This is a genomic window from Kushneria sp. EE4, assembly GCF_977968315.1.
This window is the reverse complement of record NZ_OZ386212.1, coordinates 1606279-1622761: the sequence shown is the minus strand read 5'-3', so window position 1 is coordinate 1622761 and position 16483 is coordinate 1606279. Positions and strand designations below refer to the sequence as shown.

The following is a 16483-nucleotide window of genomic DNA, read 5'->3' as shown; positions in this document are numbered from 1 at the left end:
ACCAGTCATCCGAAGTGACTCTAGCGTTGGCAAAGGCGTGTCAAAAGCCGGTGGCGCACCACGGCAGGGCAGGTGGCCAGATAGCGGCAGAGCAGCTCTCGGGGCAGGGCCTCCATATCGGACAGCCGGGTATTGTGAACGCGCAGATAATCATTGGCAGACATGACAATATCTCCTCTCTGGATGATCGGCATGTGCTGATGCTGGCCTGTCGTCGCGTCGGGACTGAGGCCGGCATGCAAGGGTTCGAATTCTTGTACATTATCGGTACAGGACGCGTCGGGTTGCCAGTCAATGCTCATGAATTTTCACAATCAGGAAGCAGCCGATTTTTGGACACTGTTCTTTAAAACCTCGCTACCAGCGCCGTTATGACCAGAAAGCGTTGCGTTGACCGACTTCTTTCGGTTAACGGCAGAGGTTTCAAAAAACTTGTACAGTATTGTGCTTATGAAAGAGCGCTTCAAGGGCGTGGTGCGCCTCCCGATAAAGCGGTGCGGCCTTTGAAGGCACGCTCGCCATGGTCTTGAACAGCAGGCACCGGAGTAGCAGGAGCTTATGGCAGCAATAACGCTTTCCAGAGCGCAGGCCTGGAAACATGTATTACGTGCCCGCCGGTTTGACTGGCAGTGCGGTCTTTCGTATCAGCACGACACGATGTCGATAACGGCCAAAGGGGCGTGGCACTGTAGCGATGGCGTTGATGATGCGGCGGCGCAGCTGCTGGATATCATGCTGCCGCTGGTAGCCCGCACAACGCCTCTGGTCATGGCACAACTGGGGCAGAGTCTCGATGGGCGGATCGCCACCGAGTGCGGGGCTTCCTACTACGTGACAGGCCACGAGGGCCTGGTGCATCTGCATGCGCTAAGGGCCGTGGTCGATGCCGTGGTGGTGGGTGCCGGTACCGTGGCCATGGATGACCCACGCCTGACCGTGCGCCACGTCACCGGCGAGCATCCCGCCCGCGTCGTACTGGACCCGCGTGGCCGTATGCCCGAGCATCGCTTTGTCTTTGAAGATGACACGGCCCCGACGCTGCATCTGGTGGCCCATGAGCATGTGGCGCGCTGGCAGGCATGTCACGAGCGCCATGGCCGGACGGTGCGCGTGCTGGGCCTCTGTTCGGGAGACGACGGTGTCGCCCCGCGTGAGGTGATTGACGTATTGAGCCGTCAGGGGCTGAATCGCGTGCTGGTGGAAGGCGGCGGCATGACCGTGTCACGATTTTTGCAGACAGGCTGTCTTGACCGTCTGCACAGCATGGTCAGCCCCATGATCATCGGTTCGGGCCGGCCTGCGCTGACCCTGCCGGTCATCGAGTGTCTGAGTCAGGCCATGCGCCCCTCGGCGCGTCATTACACGCTGGGCCAGGACGTTTTGTTTGATCTCGATTTTGGTGCTTTCGAGCAAACAGGCCGTAATTAACCTGCCTTTTCAGGCTCTTGGTTGGCCTGCTTTCTGGGAAAATACCAGGGTCGTCTCGCCATTGACTGGAGCCTGAGAATGAATGTGAAAGGGTTGGTATCGCTGCTGTTTTGTGTGCTGCTGGTGGTATCCGGCATCTGGCTGACGCTTGATCAGGCCGAGCAGGAGCGACAGTGGAATCTCAAAAAGGACGCCGCCAACGGCGTCATGCCGGGTGAGCTTCCCGGTGACGAAGCCACTGCCGGCACCGGTGAGCAAGGCAGCGAGGAAGACGATGACGGCATCGTCACCATGCTGCCCTGAGCCTATCCGGAGACCCGTTGAGAGATCGTGTGCCGTCCCATCAGCAGCACCATCGCACCCGGCAGACTCGACAGCAGTATGACCGCACCATAGGTGACCGAAATGGCCACGCCCTGCTGAGCCGACAGCCCGGCCAGCATCCAGACCAGCGCCGCTGCACTCTCTCTAACCCCCCAGCCTGCCACTGAAACCGGGATGGCCATGGCCATCAGCACCGGTGGCGTCAGCGCCAGCAGTGTCGCCGTTGACAGCGGCTCTCCCAGCGCTCTGGCACAGCAGACAAACACCAGCATATAGCTTGCAACGATGGCCAGCGAACTCGCCAGCTGGCGCAGCCACAGCCGTCGATTCCAGAGCCCGCGACGCAGGTCGCGACGCAGGGCGCTCAGCCATTGCGGCGGGTGTTGATGGATCCAGAGACCTGCCAGCCCCATCATCGTCAATGCCATGTACACCAGGGCGTAGGGGATGTCGGTGCGGTCATGCAGCATCAGATTCAGCCGGGACAATTGCTCGATCAGCCCATGGCGCAGCGGTGTGAAGACAAGCAGTGTGGCAAGCGCGACCAGCAACAGCGCGGCCTGGCCCGAGGCCCGCTCGATAATGACGGCTCGCAGCGCGGCGCCATGAGAGGCATTTCGGGTGCCGTGTCGCCAGGCGCGACCCAGATCGCCCGTCACGCCCCCCGGCAGCATCTGATTGAGAAAGGTCGACAGATAGTATTCGCGGATGGCAACCGGCAGCGGCAGCGACATGTCCATGTGACGCGCGGTTAACCGCCACCGCCAGGCCGACAGCATGATCTGGGGCACCGAAATCGCCAGTGCCAGAATCAGCCATCCCGGGGAGAGATCATTCAGGCGTGACAGCAGGGCATTGTAGTCCACAAGCCAGGCAACGCCTGCCAGAATGGCCAGCGTCAGCGTCCAGCGCAGCATCCAAGCGCTCAGCACACGCCGGTATCGGCTCCTGCCATCGGGTATCGATCGGCGCGTGCCGGTTCTCATGACGTCCCGGGCGTGGCGGGTACGGCAAAAAGGTCAGTGTGGCCCACGGTAATGGCAATGCGGCCACTGGCGATATCCTGCTGGCGCCTGTCATGCCACTGCCTCAGGGATTGACGCTGATCGGGTGCCTGTTCCAGCGCGGCCTCCAGCCAGCCCTGCACAAGTGACTGTGCCAGAGTCATCTGGCCGGGGTCGGCACAGTCAAGCCGCCACGGGGCGCTGGTGCGGGTTACCCGGTAGCCGGCGTCTTCAAGCAGGGCAGCGGCCACCTCGGGTGCCTGTGTCCCAAGCGCGGCATTAAATCCCTTGTCGCGTTGTTGATGGGTCCTGATCAGCTGCTGTACATATTGATCCATCTCGAGCAGCGCGGTATCACCACCGGCATCGCCGTGATCGATCAGTGCATTGTCCCCATTGATGCTCATGGCCAGCCAGAAAGCGCATTGCTGCGACGCACATCGATCAATCAGTGCTTCCAGCCACGGCTGTGAGACCAGATCGAGCAGCGCCGAGGCGGTGACGATATCTACCCCGTCCAGCAGGTCCTGCGTCAGCGCCTGATCGAGCCTTGTGAGATCACGCTGGTAGCAGTCGATACCAACCACGTTGGCGTGACAAGAGCTGGCGTCACCACCGGCATGCGCCAGCAGGGCAGCGTCCTGATCGATCAGACACCAGTGCTGCGGCGATGGCAGACGAGGCGAGAGATAGCGCAGGTTGCTGCCACTGCCACAGCCAAGATCCACAAGCCTCAGGGGGCCCCGAGGCAAGTTTGATGCCAGCCAGTGTCGGCATGTCTCGATCGGCGACTGAAGATCGCGGGCACGATGATCGGCCGCCTCGCGCAGGGCAAGCCATGACGGACTGAAATCGCTGTGATCGGCCATGTCATCCTGCGGCCGTAATGGGGGCATGGCAATGTCTCCGGTCAGAATGCGGCGCTGGCGTGCAGGTGATCAAGACAGGCCAGAAAATGCTCGGCCGCCCCCGTCCAGTCATTGAGGCTCTCACGAGCCTTGATTGCGCCCAGGCGCAGGCTCTGATACTGCGCGCTGTCGTTAAACAGCAGGGTACGCAGGGCGTCACGCAGCGCCGACGCATCGTTCGGTGGAACGTGAACGCCGGCGCTGGCGGGCAGCGTGTCGGCCAGCGCGCCGCCGGTCGTCGTCACCACCGGCAGGCCATGGGCCAGCGCCTCGGTGATGACCATGCCGTAGCCTTCGTAGAAGGAGGGCAGGACGAACAGATCGCTTTGCTGCCAGTACGCCTCGAGCGCTTCCGGGGACTGCGCGCCGTGGATCGTCACGCGCCGTTCAAGCTGATGCTCGGTGATCAGGTCACGCAGTCTTTCGGTATAGCGCTCGTCACGGGTGTCATCCCCGATCAAATCGCAGTGCCAGTCGTGCGACTTGAGATCGGCGAGCGCCTCGAGCAGCAGGTGTTGGCCCTTGCGCGGAATGAGGGTAGCGATGCACAGCAGCCGCGGCGTGTCGTTGTCCGCCGGGGCCACCGGGACCGGCGTAATGCCGGGCTCGATCACGGTGATGCGTGACTCATCGATACCCAGCTCGATCAGGCGACGCCGGGTGAAAGCGCTGGTGACGATGATGCCGGCGGCGGACTGCAGTGCCCGGCACTCAAGCGCCAGCAGCGTGTCTCGCTGATCGTCCTCCAGTCCGGTTTCATCCCCCAGCGGGTGATGAATCAGCGCCACCAGCGTCAGGCGATGGGCGTGAACTGCCAGAACCTCTGGCATAGCGCTGGCGGCCAGGCCATCAACGATGACCAGGCTGCGATCGGTGCAGCCGCCCAGAGCCCGCTGCAGCGACTCGCGGGCGATATCGTCCGGCCACGGGAAACGCCCGTCCAGGCCGATGACCTCAACGACAATGCCGGTTTCGCGCAGCGCCTCGACGATGCGTCTGTCATAGATATAGCCGCCGGTCAGCTGATCCGGCCGGCCGGCGACGATCAGAGTCAGGCGGCGAACGGCGCTTTTTTGTGTCATAGCGACCCTTCGTAGCTTGCCCAGGCGATGTGGGATTCGTGCAGGGTGACGTTCAGTGCCGTCAGCCCCTTGCCGGTCTCGCCCAGCTGGTCGGCCTCGATCGAGGCGGCCATGCGATCAAAGATGACCCGGGCCATGAATTCGGTGGTGGTATTGCGCCCCTTGAACTCCTCGATTTCATCGAGGTTTTGCATGTTGATATCGCTCAAAACATCCGACAGTGTCTGGCTGGCCAGGCCGATATCGACGATCAGATCGTCCTGGTCGAGATCTGCACGCTTGAAAGTGACATCCACAATGTAGGTGGCGCCATGGAGCTTCTGAGCCGGACCGAAGATCTGGCCGTTGAAGCTGTGGGCGATCATGACGTGATCGCGAACGGTAAGGCTGTACATGGCGAAACTCCGAAAGGGAAATGAATCAGTGGCTGTAACGAATGCGATGGCACAGGGTGCCGGGTTCGGTGGTCACGCGCGCCATGGTCTCCGGCAGTGTTTCAAAATCACTTTCTGCGTCGATCAGCGCATCAAGGCGTGCATCTTCAAGCAGCGACAGCGCCTGGGCCATGCGCTCGGCGTGGGTGCGCCGCGCCGAGCGGGAAGGGGAGACGGTGCCGACCTGACTTGCCCGCAGTGTCAATCGGCGGGAGTGAAACGCCTCGCCCAGCGGCAGACTGACCGACTGAGCGCCAAACCAGCTCATCTCGATAATGGTCGCCTCCTGCCCGGCAAGGGTCAGCGCCTGTTGAAGCCCGGCCTGGCTGCCGCTGGCATGAATGACCAGATCACACTCCGACTGCGCCCGTGATGGCGTCGAGAACCCAACATCCAGTGACCGGGCGAGCGTCTCGCGCGACTCGTTGATATCGATCAGCTCGACCCGAGTGCCCGGAATGTTGCGGCAAAGCCAGGCGATCAGCGTGCCGACAACGCCGGCGCCGATGACGGCAATGCGATCACCGATGCGCGGGGCGGCGTCCCAGAGGCCGTTAAGCGCCGTTTCCATGTTGGCGGCCAGCACGGCGCGTTCGGGCGGCAGCGTGTCAGGCAGGGGGATGACCATGGCCACCGGCACGACAAAGCGGTCCTGATGGGGATGCAGGCAGAACACGTGACGACCCTTGAGCGCCTCCGGGCCTTCTTCCACGATGCCCACGCTTGAATAGCCGTATTTGACCGGGGCGGGAAAATCGCCCTCCTGAAAGGGCGCTTGCATGCGCGCGTATTCGCTTTCGGGAATTCTGGCGTGGAACACCAGCGTTTCGGTGCCTCGACTGATGGCGCTGTAGCAGGTGCGGACCCTGACCTCGTCGACGCCGGGAAGCGTCAGCTGCTGTGTTCGAATGGCGCCCTGTCCGGGGGCTTCAACCCAGAAGGCGCGAGCGGTGTTGTCCGAACTCATTGATGACCCTGTGCGTTGTTGAAAGGACACCGTAGCGTTAAAAGGGCGTCCGGCAGTATAGACACTGTTGATGGATTCGCCGCGTCGTACAAGCGGTGAGCCAGTCTGCACCAGAGTCACTTGTCGCGTCACAAAGCGTGACGCAACGCTATATTGATAACATGGTTTGTCATGGCGGTAACCGGTTTCCCTGCGCCATGATGACATGCTAATGAAGATTTCATGTCCTTTTCGAGACCGCATCTCACAAACGGCAGGGACAAAGGAATTGGCTGACGGTGATGGAGGTCCTGACATGAGTGAACAACGCATTGCCGTACGCCGATTGACGTGGCCCGCCTTTGGCGTGCTCACGGAGCTTTTGGCCGGGCTGGTCGGTTTGATGCTGCTGGCAACCGTGCTGCGCCTCATGTATCCGGCGCCAGTATCACTCTATCCTGTTGCCGGCGGCGTCTATCTGGTGCTGGTGGTCGCCATGATGTGTGCCTGGCCCTCGGGTCGGCGCTATCTTGGCTGGGCCAATCGCGTCACGCTGGTGCGGGCGGTGCTGATCGCGCTGCTCACGGCCATGCTGCCGCTGCCGGATTTTATCAACGAGCACCATCTGCTGGTGTTTGCCATGGCCCTGACGGCACTGGCACTGGATGGCGTTGATGGCTGGGTTGCGCGTCGCACCCATACCGAGAGTCGTTTCGGCGCGCGCCTGGACATGGAACTTGATGCCTTTTTCATATTGATGCTGTGTCTGATGCTGGTCATCCAGGGCAAGGCCGGTGTCTGGATCATGGTCATCGGTGCCATGCGCTATCTGTTTGTGATCGCGAGCTGGCGCTGGTCCTGGCTTGGCGCCGAGCTGCCGGTCAGCTACCGTCGAAAAACCTTTTGTGTCTGGCAGGTCGCCACTTTGATGACCTGCCTGCTGCCCTGGGTGGCCCCGCCCTGGTCGAACCTTTTGCTGGCGCTGGCCCTGATACTTCTGGCGTTTTCCTTTGTCATGGATATCGGTCACCTTTACAGGCGTGCATCAGCTCGGCACTGAATGTCCGGTGGTCGCCGCCGATAAGCTGTTTGATTGGTCATTACCTTCATGAAACCCTTTGATGAGTATCCGTATGGCCCGTGATCCCTTTGTACTGGCCGGGGAAACAGTGCTTCCCGGTCAGCGCCGCCAGATTGATGTGCCTGTCGCGCGCCTTTATACCCACACGCCGCTCAATATTCCGGTCGAAGTTGTCCATGGTCGCCGGGACGGCCCCGTCATGCTGGTGTGCGGTGCCATTCATGGCGATGAGATCAACGGGGTGGAAATCGTTCGGCGGGTGCTCAAGACGCGCTCGCTGGCGCGGCTGCGCGGCACCCTGATTGCCGTGCCGATCGTCAACGTGTTTGGTTTTGTACAGCACAGTCGCTATCTGCCGGATCGTCGGGATCTGAACCGCTGCTTTCCGGGCAGTGATGCCGGGTCGCTGGGGTCACGTATCGCGGCGCTTTTTCGTGAGCAGGTGGTGGATCTGGCCACGCATATTCTGGATCTGCATACGGGCGCCATTCATCGCACCAATCTGCCGCAGATCCGCGCCCAGCTCGAGCGTAACGAGCAGACCCGTGCCATGGCGGATGCCTTTGGCGCACCGGTGATTCTCAACGCCGAACTGCGCGGTGGCAGTCTGCGCGAGTACGCCGAGCGCCGTGGTATTCCGGTATTAACCTACGAGGCGGGCGAGGCGCTGCGCTTTGACGACTGGGCCATCAGTGCCGGCGTGCGCGGCGTGCTGCGGGTCATGCGTCTTCTGGATATGCTGCCGGTCGGCCGCGGCAGCAAGGTACCGGCCTCCGAGGTGGCACGCAGTTCGAGCTGGGCGCGTGCGCCCATCGATGGTGTGCTGCGCCCGCGCGTTCGACTGGGGGCGCGAGTGGTCAAGGGCGAACGGCTGGGAATCGTGGCCGGCCCCTTCGGCAACGAGGAAGGCGATGTGCTGGCGTCAAGCGATGGCATTGTGATCGGCATGAGCAACCTGCCGCTGGTCAACGAGGGCGAGGCGGTTTTTCATATTGCCCGCTTTCACGAACTTGAGGACGCCGAGCAGGCGGTGGAAGCCTGGCAGGCGCGCGTCGAATAACGCCCTGACACCGGGGCGTCAGGGCATGGCGCTTCACCGGTGTCAGACCGCGCCCGGGATGGGCGCATCCATCGAGACCAGTCCTTCACTCCAGAGTGTCTGCCACAGGGCGCTGGGAATGGTTGTCGTCATCAGGGCCTGATTTTCGGCAATGCGCTCCGGCCGGGTGGTGCCCGGAATCACTGAGGCGACAGCACGTGGCGCGGCGCTGAACTGAAGGGCCACGGCGCGGATATCGACCCCGAAGCGTTCGCAGATATCACGAAGGCGTCGGGTACGCTCGCGTACCTCATTAGAGGCCTGTTTGTAGTCGTAATGGTCACCACCGGCCAGAATGCCCGAGTTGTAGGCACCGCCGATCACCAGACGGGTGCCGCGACGCTCGCACTCCGGCAGCAGAGTTTCCAGTGCACCCTCATGATCGAGCAGCGAATAGCGTCCGGCGAGCAAAAAGCCGTCGGGGTCGGCCCTTTCAAGTGCGCGCGTGCAGGCCGCCACGCGGTTGACGCCCAGCCCCCAGGCGCGAATCACGCCTTCCTCACGCAGTCGGGTCAGGGCGCGTGCGGCACCGTTCATGGCCTGATCGTGGACCGCTTCCCACTGCTCGCCGTGGGCATCAAAGGCGCAGTCGTGAATCCAGGCGATATCGATGCGGTCCATGTTCAAACGCTCAAGACTGTCTTCAATCGAGCGCAGGGTCGCGGACTCCGAGTAGTCGTAAGCCACCCTGTTGGCGCGGCCGTTGGCAAAGATGCCCTGTTTTTGCTCCGGTTCGTCACGGATCAGGCGTCCCACCTTGGTGGACACCACGTAAGTCCCGCGGGGTTCGTCGGCAAGGGCTTCCCCCAGGCGCATTTCCGATAGTCCCGCGCCGTACTGCGGCGCCGTATCGAAATAGCGGATACCGGCGTCCCACGCGGTGCGCAGTGTCTCGATGGCACGCGTGTCCGGCACTTCCTCAAACATGTTGCCCAGAGGCGCCGTGCCCAGCCCCATTTTTCCTGGCAGTTCAAAACGCATGGTGCCTCCCTGGCGGTGATGATGTGTTCGGGGTCAACCCGGTGAGTGCGTCAAGTATGGCCAGGGTGGCTGAAACGACAACCCGGGGTATACTGTTCAACCGGCTCGACGCCACATCGAGTCGGTTAAAAGGAGGCAGTATCGCCAAAGGAGCGGGTCAGCCGGGCATGTGTGTCGGCAGTTCTCGTTCGGCGTCGATATCGTTGACCAGGGCGAGCGCCTGGTCGAAGACGTCGATTCCGGCATCGGGACGATGAGCCGTTTCGGAGAGGTAGCGACGAAAACGGCGCCCACCCCGGCAGCCGGTAAAAAGTCCGAGAAGATGGCGCGTGATGTGGTTGAGACGCACGCCCGCCTCAAGACGCGAGACCAGATAGGGCCGAAAGGCCTGCATGGCCTCATGACGGGTCGGGGGCGTTGTGCTTTCGCCAAAGATGTTGCGGTCGACATGGGCCAGCAAAAACGGGTTGTGATAGGCCTCGCGGCCGACCATGACGCTGTCGACATGCGCAAGCTCGCGCTGACAGTCCTCAATGCTTTTCAGGCCGCCGTTGATGCCGATATGCAGTTCGGGATGGGCGGCCTTGAGACGATGCACGCGTGGATAGTTCAGCGGCGGCACGTCGCGATTTTGTTTGGGGGAGAGCCCTTCGAGCCAGGCCTTGCGGGCATGGACGGTAAAGGTCGAGCAGCCGGCGGCGGCCACGGTGTCGATAAAGCGCGCGAGATCCGCGTCCTCGTCCTGATCGTCGATGCCGATACGACACTTGACCGTGACCGGAATCGAGACCGCTGCCTGCATGGCCGTCACGCAGCGCGCCACCAGTTCGGGATGGCCCATCAAACAGGCGCCGATCATGTTGTTTTGCACGCGATCGCTCGGGCAGCCCACGTTCAGATTGACCTCCTGATAGCCCCAGCTTTCAGCAAGAGCGGCGCATTCGGCCAGCGCCGCCGGGTCGCTGCCGCCCAGCTGCAGCGCCAGCGGGTATTCCCGTTCGTCATGGCCGAGAAAGCGCTCACGCGGGGTGCCGTGCAGGATGGCACCGGTTGTGACCATTTCGGTATACAAAAGAGCGCGTTTGGTCAGGGTGCGTGCGAACGCGCGCTGATCGCGCGGCGTCCAGTCCATCATGGGGGCAATGGAAAATCGACGCGCGGCGTCGGCGGCGTGAATCGGGGTGCTGGCGGGCATGGCAGATGTTTTCCGGCTTACGAAGCGGTCCTGAAAAAGAGCGTCATTTTCTCACAATGGCGGCCACACGCCCAATCAGGACGACGGCGTCTCATCGGAAATGGCGTCCTGTATCCGGCGACACCACTGAACGCCGTGTTGTCGCAGCAGCGCCTGGTTGCGCTCGGGAATGCGCTCTGGATGGGGAAAGCGTTCCAGCGCAGCTTCGAGACTGGTTTCGCGCAGCAGATGGAAAAGCGGGCAGGGAGAGCGATTGGTGTAATCGGCGGCGTCTTCCTGACCGGGCATTGCCTGGCTGTCGCCAAACAGGTAGTCGGGATGAAAGCTTGCCAGCTGATAGAAGCCTTCGTAGCCCTCGCTGATCATGAGCCGTTCGGCCATGTCGAGCTTGTCCAGAAAGGTGAAGAAGTCCTCGGCGCCGGGTGTGAGTACCAATAGGGTGGTTTCGGTGTCCGGGTGGCGGTCAAGATGCTCGCACTCCTCGATGACGGCCATGAGCAAAGCGGCATCGTCTGCAGCATCAAGCTGGCGATAGCGGATGCGGTTGCGCTCGAACTCGGCGGCAGCGAACGGGCACAGATCCTGCGCCATGACCCAGTCCCTGACCCAGCGTCGGGTGGCCTCCAATGGTTGTGTCGTCACGATAGGCTCTTTGTTGAAAAGGAAAGGGGCCGACAGTGTGTCGACCCCAAAACGATATCTTACCCTTGAGCCGCGCGATGTACAGCGCTGAAACGGTATTGCCGACGGCCGACGATGGCGCTACTGCGCCTGGCCTTCCAGCGTGATGGGCATGCGGTCATCGGCAGTTTCCGCCTCGGAGCCCATCATTTCGTCATGCGCGACGCTGTGTCTGAAATAAACCGAGACACCGTCCATGCCGCCGATATCGCGCAGCAGGGTCTTGGCCGCATTAAGGGATTGCGGCGTTAAAATCGTGCCGTCTTCGTTAAGCAGTGTGTCGGTCTCGCCCCCGGTGGTGATGCGCACGGTAAAGATATCGCCTTCCATTGATTCAATGACGATTTCATCAATCCGGCCTGCATGTGCTTTTTCAGTCAGTTCGTTGAGTTTCATCTGCCTCTCCATGGCCTGCGTAATCAATGACCCTGCTCAGGATAGTCCGTCTGTTTCAAAACCCCCGTATCTGCAGGGTTAAAATTGTCATGAGGCGTTGAGGTGCCATACCGCTCTCTACTGGCAGGCGCTATGATCGATGCATTGCGCATGATATTTCGGAGAGCCATCGATGAGTGACAAGAGTCCGCCGCTGGAAGATCTCAAGGGCAAGATCAAGGAAGCGTGGGGAACGCTTGGCGGTGATGAAGCGCTCAGCGACGAAGGCGAAATCCAGCAGCTTGCCGCCAGACTCGAAAAGGAGCAGGGGCTCTCTTCCGAGGAGGCCCTGCGCCAGGCTGAAAAGACCCTTCATGGCGAGCGCCGATAGCGCCCTTGATTGCCCGGGACCCTAGAGTCTGTGAAGCTCATCGTTGTGCTCGGTGTCCAGTGACTGAAAGCTGTCATCGACCAGCTGCAGCGTGGCGTTGTCTTCCATCAACAGGTAGACGGGTTCGTGCTCTTCGTCGCCGCGAGCGGGGTGGAGCACATAGACCGTGCCGCCACCGGGGACGGCGTTGCCGCTGAGGACCTTCCAGTTTCCCTTGCGCTTTTGTGTCTGCCCGTCATCGGGACCGCCGCGCGGGGTCTCGGTCAGGTTGTAGACGCCGCCGGCACTGTCGGTACTGAAGTTCAGCGCCAGTTCGGTATCCACGCCGTCACAGTTGGCACACGGCAGAGAGCCGCCATAGATCTGATTGGTGCCGGAACTGCGCTGTGAAGAGCTGGTGGTGGCGTTGTCATGCCCCTGATCACAACCACTTACCACGATGGCCAGTAGCGCCCCCGTCAGCGCCAGTGCGCTAAAACGTGTCAATGTCGTGCTCCTCGCTGTCCTTTAATGGTCTGCCTTGACAAGGGCGCGCAGCACCCTGTCTCCCCAGTCATGAAGCCTAAACGATCCGCTTTGTCCTGTCTCTTGTGACACGCCGCCACCCTGTCAGCAAGCTGCATGATTTATGCCATACCGCGACCATGGTCCAGGGGCTATTGTCGTTCGTGTCATTGAAGGCGAAAATTACCTGGCTTTAACTTAATTCAAATATGACATTGTAAAGGGATCGGGCATGAAAAAGGGATGGTGTTGCACGCTGGCGCTCATGGGCATGGGAGTGGCGTCACAGGGCTGGGCAGCAGGTGCCTTCGACCCCAATGGCGACTACATGTTCGGTGACTGGGGCGGAGCGCGTTCCGATCTGGCCGATCAGGGCGTCGCCTTTCAGCTTGAGCACATCTCCGAGATGGCCTATTCCGTCGACGGAGGCTTTCGTGACAAGCACACCGGCCGCTACGCCGATCAGTGGACGGCCGGTGCCAACGTTGATCTTGATCGCCTGCTCGGCATTCCCGATGCGCGATTCCAGTTCACGCTGACCAACCGTAACGGCGAAAGCCTGACCAATGATGTCATCAACAATCCCAACGGGGTCGGCGCCTCTTCCACTCAGGAAGTGTATGGGCGCGGCAGTGTCACCCGTATCACTCAGCTGTGGTACGGCCAGTCCTACATGGACGACACCTTCGAAATCAAGGCAGGGCGTGTGCCGGTCGGCGATGACTTTGCCGTCTACGACAGCAACTTTCAAAATCTTTATCTCGGCAGCGGCGAGCCCGGTAACCAGAACGGCGGCATCTGGTACAACTGGCCGATTTCGCAGTGGGCGCTGGTCGGCAAATGGAATATCACCGATGAGCAGTATGCCCAGATCGGCTTTTTCAATCTCAACGAATCCAACCTCGATCGCGATCACGGCCTGGATCTGAAACACAGCGGCACCAGCGGCACCCTGATCCCGGTGGAGTACGGGTTTGAGCCGGACCAGGGGATCAACGGGCTGCCGGGCCAGTATCGGCTGGGGTATTACTACAGCAGCGCCGATGCCGATGACTTTTCCTCGCGTGATAGCGCCTCGGATGCCGAGAAGAGCCACCGCTACGGGCTCTACTATGTCATCAACCAGCAGGTAACCCGTCATGACGACGATCGCGACCGGGGTCTGAGCGTATTCAGCATGGGCACCTGGAACGATGGCGATACGGCCACCTTTGATCGCTATCTATCGGCCGGCGTGACCTATACCGGTCCGTTCGACGGTCGCGAGCAGGACGAGATCGGCTTCGGTCTGGCCTATGCCCACGTCAACGATGACTACAACGCCTGGTCTCGTTCAGGCAACGCAGCACTTGTCGGCGGGTCTTCGGCACCAAACTATGTGCCGCGACAGGGGGAAGAGTATAACGCGGAGCTGTATTACTCCCTGCAGGCCACGCCGTGGCTGGCCTTTCGTCCTAACCTGCAGCACGTGCGCCATCCCGGCGCGGACAGCGATATCGACAGCGCCTGGGTAGCCGGCCTTTCGGTTCTGGCAACCTTCTAGCCTGCCGGGGCGCTACTGCGGTGGCGCCCTGCGTATGCGCGGTGGTTGAGGTGGCCACTCTTCAACGTCTGATCCATGTTCGATCAGTGGCACAATCTCGTGAAGCTGCGCCGGAATATGGCGCAGCCCGCATTCCCAGACCACTACGGCACGCCAGCCCAGCGCATTGAGCTGTTCGAGCTGTCGGCGGTCACGCGCGACATTGCCCGCCAGTTTTTCCTGCCAGAAGGTCTTGCGCGTTGCCGGTGACGTGGCATAGAAGCAGTCGTCGTGACGATGCCAGAAACAACCATGAACAAAGACAACGCACCGATAGCGAGGCAGGGTCAGATCCGGCGTGCCCGGCAGGTCGCGTCGGTGTAGACGAAACCGATAGCCGCAGGCATGTAGATAGCGTCTGACCAGCAGCTCGGGCTGGGTGTTTTTGCCCTGAATGCCCGCCATCATGCGTGAGCGCGTTGCTGCATCGACCACATCGACCAAGGTCATGACCTCCCGTTTCGCCAGTATCGAGGCGTTTAGTGTAGGAGATCATGCCTGAGTCAGGGCGTTAGAAATTCATGACTTTCATCGGCCAGATGGCCGGAATGCAGGCGTGAAAAACGATGTCGTCGCCGTGTGTTCTCTCTTCAGGGTTGCCGCTGTCGCTGTCGTCAAAAATATCCAGAATCATGTTGAAATCCTGCTCGACTCTTTTAATCATCAAGCGTGTATTTTTCTCGACAAGGTAAAGGCCGTTGCCCTCGAAACAGGCACATTTTCTCGCCAGTATCAGGGTGCCCTGAGGGCAGAAATCAAAGTGCCCGGGATGCTGAGGGGTCAGTAAATAGTCATTTTTTTTGATCAGTTCATGGTCGATAAAACCCATGGGAAAACGCGAAATTGGTACGGCATTGATACCGACCGTTTCGGGTGATGTTGTCAGTGGATAGAGGGGAAGCGACAGCAGCATTGCTCGACCATTGCCGGAAGCCTCCCGGGCATTGCCCAGAAGATGATCGATGCTGCAGCGCAGCGCCTTTGCCAGTGGCTCCAGACGCGAATGTCCAACACGCTTGATGGTGCCATTTTCCCAGTAGGAAATGGTGACATCTGAAACGCCTACGCGACGGGCCAGCTCAGCCTTGCTTAGTCCACACTGTTCTCGCAATTTACGAATGCGCTCGCCCAACTCGTTCATGCGTGGCCTCACATGTCTCATGAGCGGGCCAGCATAGCGAGCTGGATGTTAAGTATGTTTAGTAGTTTGTCACTATTTGAACGCAATGGTGGCCACAAAATCTGGTTTTTTAGTATTAATCCATTTATTCGTAAATAACGAAAAGGACAGCAGCATTTATTCGAAGTTGCATCAGGAAAAACTGATGCCTGTTAGTGGCTCAGCCAGCCGGCCAACAAGGGAAGGACGATGGCACTCAAGGCGCCATTAAGCGCCATGGCAAGACTGGCAAAGGCGCCGGTTTGCATGTCGATACCGAAACCGCGGGCCGTGCCAAGGCCGTGACCATTAAGGCCGAGCGCCAGGCCGACCACACGCGGGTCCTGACAGCGCAGCACCTGTGCCAGCAGCGGAATGGTGGAGGCCGCCAGAATGCCGGTCACCGTGACAATACCGGCGGTCAGGCCCGGATAGCCGCCCAGTCCTTCGGAGACGCCAATGGCAATGGGCGTTGTAATGGATTTGGGGGCCAGCGAGGCAAGGATGGCGGGAGGCAGTCCCAGCGCCCAGGCAATGGTGAGTGTTGCCGCACAGGCGGTGATCGACCCGACCACCAGACTCACCGTAATGGGAATCAGCAGCCGCTTGATGTGTTGAAACTGCTCATAAAGGGGAATGGCCAGCCCGACCGTGGCCGGTCCCAGCAGCAGCGTCAACCAGTGGGCGTCCAGATAATAGGTCTCGTAGTCCACCGGCAGTACCGCAATGAACAGCGCCAGCATTAGACTGCCGGTCAGCATCGGCGGGGCCCAGCTCGGGCAGCGCATCAATCTGTAAAGGGACAGGGCCAGCATGTAGGCGGCCAGGGTCATCACGACCGCCAGTGCCGGCGTGGCCATCATGTCGCGGGCAAGCGTTTGAAGTGTCATGAGGGGCCTGTCGCATCATCCCGACGCTGCTGCCAGCGCACCATTGCCTGCATCGTCACAAGAGTTACCACGCTGCTGATCAGCGTCCCCGCCACGATGGCAATCAATAGCCTGAGCCAGTTATCGGTCAGGGTCGTCCCCAGAAAGAAAAGACCCGCTGCGCTGGGCAGAATCAGCAGGGTGAAATAGTGGATCAGATGGCTGGCGGCGGTACCCATCGAGCGCGACGAGCGCTGTCGCATGATCAGCACCATAAAAAGCAGCAGCATGCCCAGCACACTGCCCGCCACCGGCAGCGCCAGCGTCGTCTGCAAAAGATTGCCGATGACCAGAAAGATCATCAGCCACATGAATCCCTTTAACATCACGGTCTCTGGAATGGGCAGATCGGTATCCCGGCCAGCGGCAGACGGGGTCGG

21 protein-coding genes are annotated in these 16483 nt (G+C 60.7%); 6 read left to right on the top strand and 15 right to left on the bottom strand.

The window, feature by feature from the left end:
* Positions 1-20: 20 nt before the first annotated feature.
* The gene (locus ACXMYO_RS07490; protein ID WP_457808283.1) at positions 21-164 is read right to left on the bottom strand and encodes a hypothetical protein; all 144 of its coding nucleotides are present in this window, start codon (positions 162-164) and stop codon (positions 21-23) included.
* Positions 165-558: 394 nt separating this feature from the next.
* Here ACXMYO_RS07490 and ACXMYO_RS07485 point away from each other — a divergent pair, with 394 nt between their 5' ends.
* Positions 559-1428, top strand: a complete 870-nt coding sequence (locus tag ACXMYO_RS07485; RefSeq protein WP_457808282.1) for a RibD family protein — start codon at positions 559-561, stop codon at positions 1426-1428.
* A gap of 78 nt (positions 1429-1506) precedes the next feature.
* Positions 1507-1731 carry a hypothetical protein gene (locus ACXMYO_RS07480; protein WP_457808281.1) on the top strand — a complete coding sequence of 75 codons (225 nt, stop codon included), beginning with the start codon at positions 1507-1509 and terminating at the stop codon, positions 1729-1731.
* Between the two features lie 2 nt (positions 1732-1733).
* On the opposite strand, the gene ACXMYO_RS07475 is transcribed toward ACXMYO_RS07480, so the two are convergent.
* Genes ACXMYO_RS07475 through ACXMYO_RS07455 form a run of 5 tightly spaced genes read right to left on the bottom strand, consistent with a single transcriptional unit; the run spans position 1734 to position 6147 of the window.
* Positions 1734-2684, bottom strand: coding sequence for a lysylphosphatidylglycerol synthase transmembrane domain-containing protein (locus ACXMYO_RS07475; RefSeq protein WP_457808280.1), 951 nt, complete (start codon positions 2682-2684; stop codon positions 1734-1736).
* Positions 2685-2734: 50 nt separating this feature from the next.
* Positions 2735-3652: a class I SAM-dependent methyltransferase gene (locus ACXMYO_RS07470; RefSeq protein WP_457808279.1), complete on the bottom strand. Its 918-nt coding sequence runs from the start codon at positions 3650-3652 to the stop codon at positions 2735-2737.
* Between the two features lie 14 nt (positions 3653-3666).
* Positions 3667-4746 (bottom strand): glycosyltransferase family 4 protein, encoded by a 1080-nt coding sequence (locus tag ACXMYO_RS07465; RefSeq protein ID WP_457808278.1) that lies wholly within the window; start codon positions 4744-4746, stop codon positions 3667-3669.
* Positions 4743-5141, bottom strand: coding sequence for a 6-carboxytetrahydropterin synthase (locus ACXMYO_RS07460; protein WP_438767969.1), 399 nt, complete (start codon positions 5139-5141; stop codon positions 4743-4745). Before ACXMYO_RS07460 ends, ACXMYO_RS07465 begins: the two co-directional genes overlap by 4 nt.
* Before the next feature lie 25 nt (positions 5142-5166).
* Positions 5167-6147 (bottom strand): zinc-dependent alcohol dehydrogenase, encoded by a 981-nt coding sequence (locus tag ACXMYO_RS07455; protein WP_457808277.1) that lies wholly within the window; start codon positions 6145-6147, stop codon positions 5167-5169.
* Positions 6148-6442: 295 nt separating this feature from the next.
* Here ACXMYO_RS07455 and ACXMYO_RS07450 point away from each other — a divergent pair, with 295 nt between their 5' ends.
* Positions 6443-7186, top strand: coding sequence for a CDP-alcohol phosphatidyltransferase family protein (locus ACXMYO_RS07450; RefSeq protein WP_457808276.1), 744 nt, complete (start codon positions 6443-6445; stop codon positions 7184-7186).
* Positions 7187-7259: 73 nt separating this feature from the next.
* Positions 7260-8267 carry a succinylglutamate desuccinylase/aspartoacylase family protein gene (locus tag ACXMYO_RS07445; RefSeq protein ID WP_438768433.1) on the top strand — a complete coding sequence of 336 codons (1008 nt, stop codon included), beginning with the start codon at positions 7260-7262 and terminating at the stop codon, positions 8265-8267.
* 42 nt (positions 8268-8309) lie between these two features.
* Here ACXMYO_RS07445 and ACXMYO_RS07440 read toward each other — a convergent pair whose 3' ends face one another.
* The 4 genes from ACXMYO_RS07440 to ACXMYO_RS07425 all read right to left on the bottom strand — a co-directional run bounded on the left by ACXMYO_RS07440 (position 8310) and on the right by ACXMYO_RS07425 (position 11559).
* Positions 8310-9287, bottom strand: coding sequence for an aldo/keto reductase (locus ACXMYO_RS07440; protein WP_457808275.1), 978 nt, complete (start codon positions 9285-9287; stop codon positions 8310-8312).
* A gap of 157 nt (positions 9288-9444) precedes the next feature.
* Positions 9445-10482: a tRNA dihydrouridine(20/20a) synthase DusA gene (dusA, locus tag ACXMYO_RS07435; RefSeq protein ID WP_457808274.1), complete on the bottom strand. Its 1038-nt coding sequence runs from the start codon at positions 10480-10482 to the stop codon at positions 9445-9447.
* Positions 10483-10557: 75 nt separating this feature from the next.
* The gene (locus ACXMYO_RS07430; protein WP_457808273.1) at positions 10558-11124 is read right to left on the bottom strand and encodes a DUF1415 domain-containing protein; all 567 of its coding nucleotides are present in this window, start codon (positions 11122-11124) and stop codon (positions 10558-10560) included.
* A gap of 120 nt (positions 11125-11244) precedes the next feature.
* Positions 11245-11559, bottom strand: coding sequence for a DUF6482 family protein (locus ACXMYO_RS07425; protein WP_438767871.1), 315 nt, complete (start codon positions 11557-11559; stop codon positions 11245-11247).
* A gap of 172 nt (positions 11560-11731) precedes the next feature.
* Between ACXMYO_RS07425 and ACXMYO_RS07420 the strand changes: the two genes are divergently transcribed.
* The gene (locus tag ACXMYO_RS07420; RefSeq protein WP_438767870.1) at positions 11732-11929 is read left to right on the top strand and encodes a CsbD family protein; all 198 of its coding nucleotides are present in this window, start codon (positions 11732-11734) and stop codon (positions 11927-11929) included.
* A gap of 21 nt (positions 11930-11950) precedes the next feature.
* On the opposite strand, the gene ACXMYO_RS07415 is transcribed toward ACXMYO_RS07420, so the two are convergent.
* The gene (locus ACXMYO_RS07415; RefSeq protein WP_457808272.1) at positions 11951-12415 is read right to left on the bottom strand and encodes a copper resistance protein NlpE N-terminal domain-containing protein; all 465 of its coding nucleotides are present in this window, start codon (positions 12413-12415) and stop codon (positions 11951-11953) included.
* Positions 12416-12665: 250 nt separating this feature from the next.
* On the opposite strand from ACXMYO_RS07415, the gene ACXMYO_RS07410 reads away from it, so the two are divergent.
* Positions 12666-13976, top strand: coding sequence for a carbohydrate porin (locus ACXMYO_RS07410; RefSeq protein ID WP_438767867.1), 1311 nt, complete (start codon positions 12666-12668; stop codon positions 13974-13976).
* 12 nt (positions 13977-13988) lie between these two features.
* Here the strand turns inward: ACXMYO_RS07410 and ACXMYO_RS07405 are convergent, their stop codons facing one another.
* The 4 genes from ACXMYO_RS07405 to ACXMYO_RS07390 all read right to left on the bottom strand — a co-directional run bounded on the left by ACXMYO_RS07405 (position 13989) and on the right by ACXMYO_RS07390 (position 16429).
* Positions 13989-14465: a DNA mismatch endonuclease Vsr gene (locus ACXMYO_RS07405; protein WP_438767866.1), complete on the bottom strand. Its 477-nt coding sequence runs from the start codon at positions 14463-14465 to the stop codon at positions 13989-13991.
* Positions 14466-14526: 61 nt separating this feature from the next.
* Positions 14527-15156, bottom strand: a complete 630-nt coding sequence (locus tag ACXMYO_RS07400) for a helix-turn-helix domain-containing protein (protein WP_457808271.1) — start codon at positions 15154-15156, stop codon at positions 14527-14529.
* A 191-nt stretch (positions 15157-15347) separates the two neighbouring features.
* Positions 15348-16064 carry an LrgB family protein gene (locus ACXMYO_RS07395; RefSeq protein WP_438767862.1) on the bottom strand — a complete coding sequence of 239 codons (717 nt, stop codon included), beginning with the start codon at positions 16062-16064 and terminating at the stop codon, positions 15348-15350.
* On the bottom strand, positions 16061-16429 hold the full coding sequence (locus ACXMYO_RS07390; protein ID WP_457808270.1) for a CidA/LrgA family protein: 369 nt from the start codon (positions 16427-16429) through the stop codon (positions 16061-16063). Before ACXMYO_RS07390 ends, ACXMYO_RS07395 begins: the two co-directional genes overlap by 4 nt.
* Positions 16430-16483 lie beyond the last annotated feature (54 nt).

Bases quoted from the DNA above. Each gene is read 5' to 3' on its own strand.
- ACXMYO_RS07405 (WP_438767866.1), bottom strand. From the start codon at position 14,465: ATGACCTTGGTCGATGTGGTCGATGCAGCAACGCGCTCACGCATGATG.
- ACXMYO_RS07400 (WP_457808271.1), bottom strand. From the start codon at position 15,156: ATGAACGAGTTGGGCGAGCGCATTCGTAAATTGCGAGAACAGTGTGGA.
- ACXMYO_RS07420 (WP_438767870.1), top strand. From the start codon at position 11,732: ATGAGTGACAAGAGTCCGCCGCTGGAAGATCTCAAGGGCAAGATCAAG.
- ACXMYO_RS07390 (WP_457808270.1), bottom strand. From the start codon at position 16,429: ATGTTAAAGGGATTCATGTGGCTGATGATCTTTCTGGTCATCGGCAAT.
- ACXMYO_RS07490 (WP_457808283.1), bottom strand. From the start codon at position 164: ATGTCTGCCAATGATTATCTGCGCGTTCACAATACCCGGCTGTCCGAT.
- dusA (WP_457808274.1), bottom strand. From the start codon at position 10,482: ATGCCCGCCAGCACCCCGATTCACGCCGCCGACGCCGCGCGTCGATTT.
- ACXMYO_RS07445 (WP_438768433.1), top strand. From the start codon at position 7,260: ATGGCCCGTGATCCCTTTGTACTGGCCGGGGAAACAGTGCTTCCCGGT.
- ACXMYO_RS07470 (WP_457808279.1), bottom strand. From the start codon at position 3,652: ATGCCCCCATTACGGCCGCAGGATGACATGGCCGATCACAGCGATTTC.
- ACXMYO_RS07440 (WP_457808275.1), bottom strand. From the start codon at position 9,287: ATGCGTTTTGAACTGCCAGGAAAAATGGGGCTGGGCACGGCGCCTCTG.
- ACXMYO_RS07410 (WP_438767867.1), top strand. From the start codon at position 12,666: ATGAAAAAGGGATGGTGTTGCACGCTGGCGCTCATGGGCATGGGAGTG.
- ACXMYO_RS07450 (WP_457808276.1), top strand. From the start codon at position 6,443: ATGAGTGAACAACGCATTGCCGTACGCCGATTGACGTGGCCCGCCTTT.
- ACXMYO_RS07465 (WP_457808278.1), bottom strand. From the start codon at position 4,746: ATGACACAAAAAAGCGCCGTTCGCCGCCTGACTCTGATCGTCGCCGGC.
- ACXMYO_RS07455 (WP_457808277.1), bottom strand. From the start codon at position 6,147: ATGAGTTCGGACAACACCGCTCGCGCCTTCTGGGTTGAAGCCCCCGGA.
- ACXMYO_RS07485 (WP_457808282.1), top strand. From the start codon at position 559: ATGGCAGCAATAACGCTTTCCAGAGCGCAGGCCTGGAAACATGTATTA.
- ACXMYO_RS07395 (WP_438767862.1), bottom strand. From the start codon at position 16,064: ATGACACTTCAAACGCTTGCCCGCGACATGATGGCCACGCCGGCACTG.
- ACXMYO_RS07480 (WP_457808281.1), top strand. From the start codon at position 1,507: ATGAATGTGAAAGGGTTGGTATCGCTGCTGTTTTGTGTGCTGCTGGTG.
- ACXMYO_RS07425 (WP_438767871.1), bottom strand. From the start codon at position 11,559: ATGAAACTCAACGAACTGACTGAAAAAGCACATGCAGGCCGGATTGAT.
- ACXMYO_RS07460 (WP_438767969.1), bottom strand. From the start codon at position 5,141: ATGTACAGCCTTACCGTTCGCGATCACGTCATGATCGCCCACAGCTTC.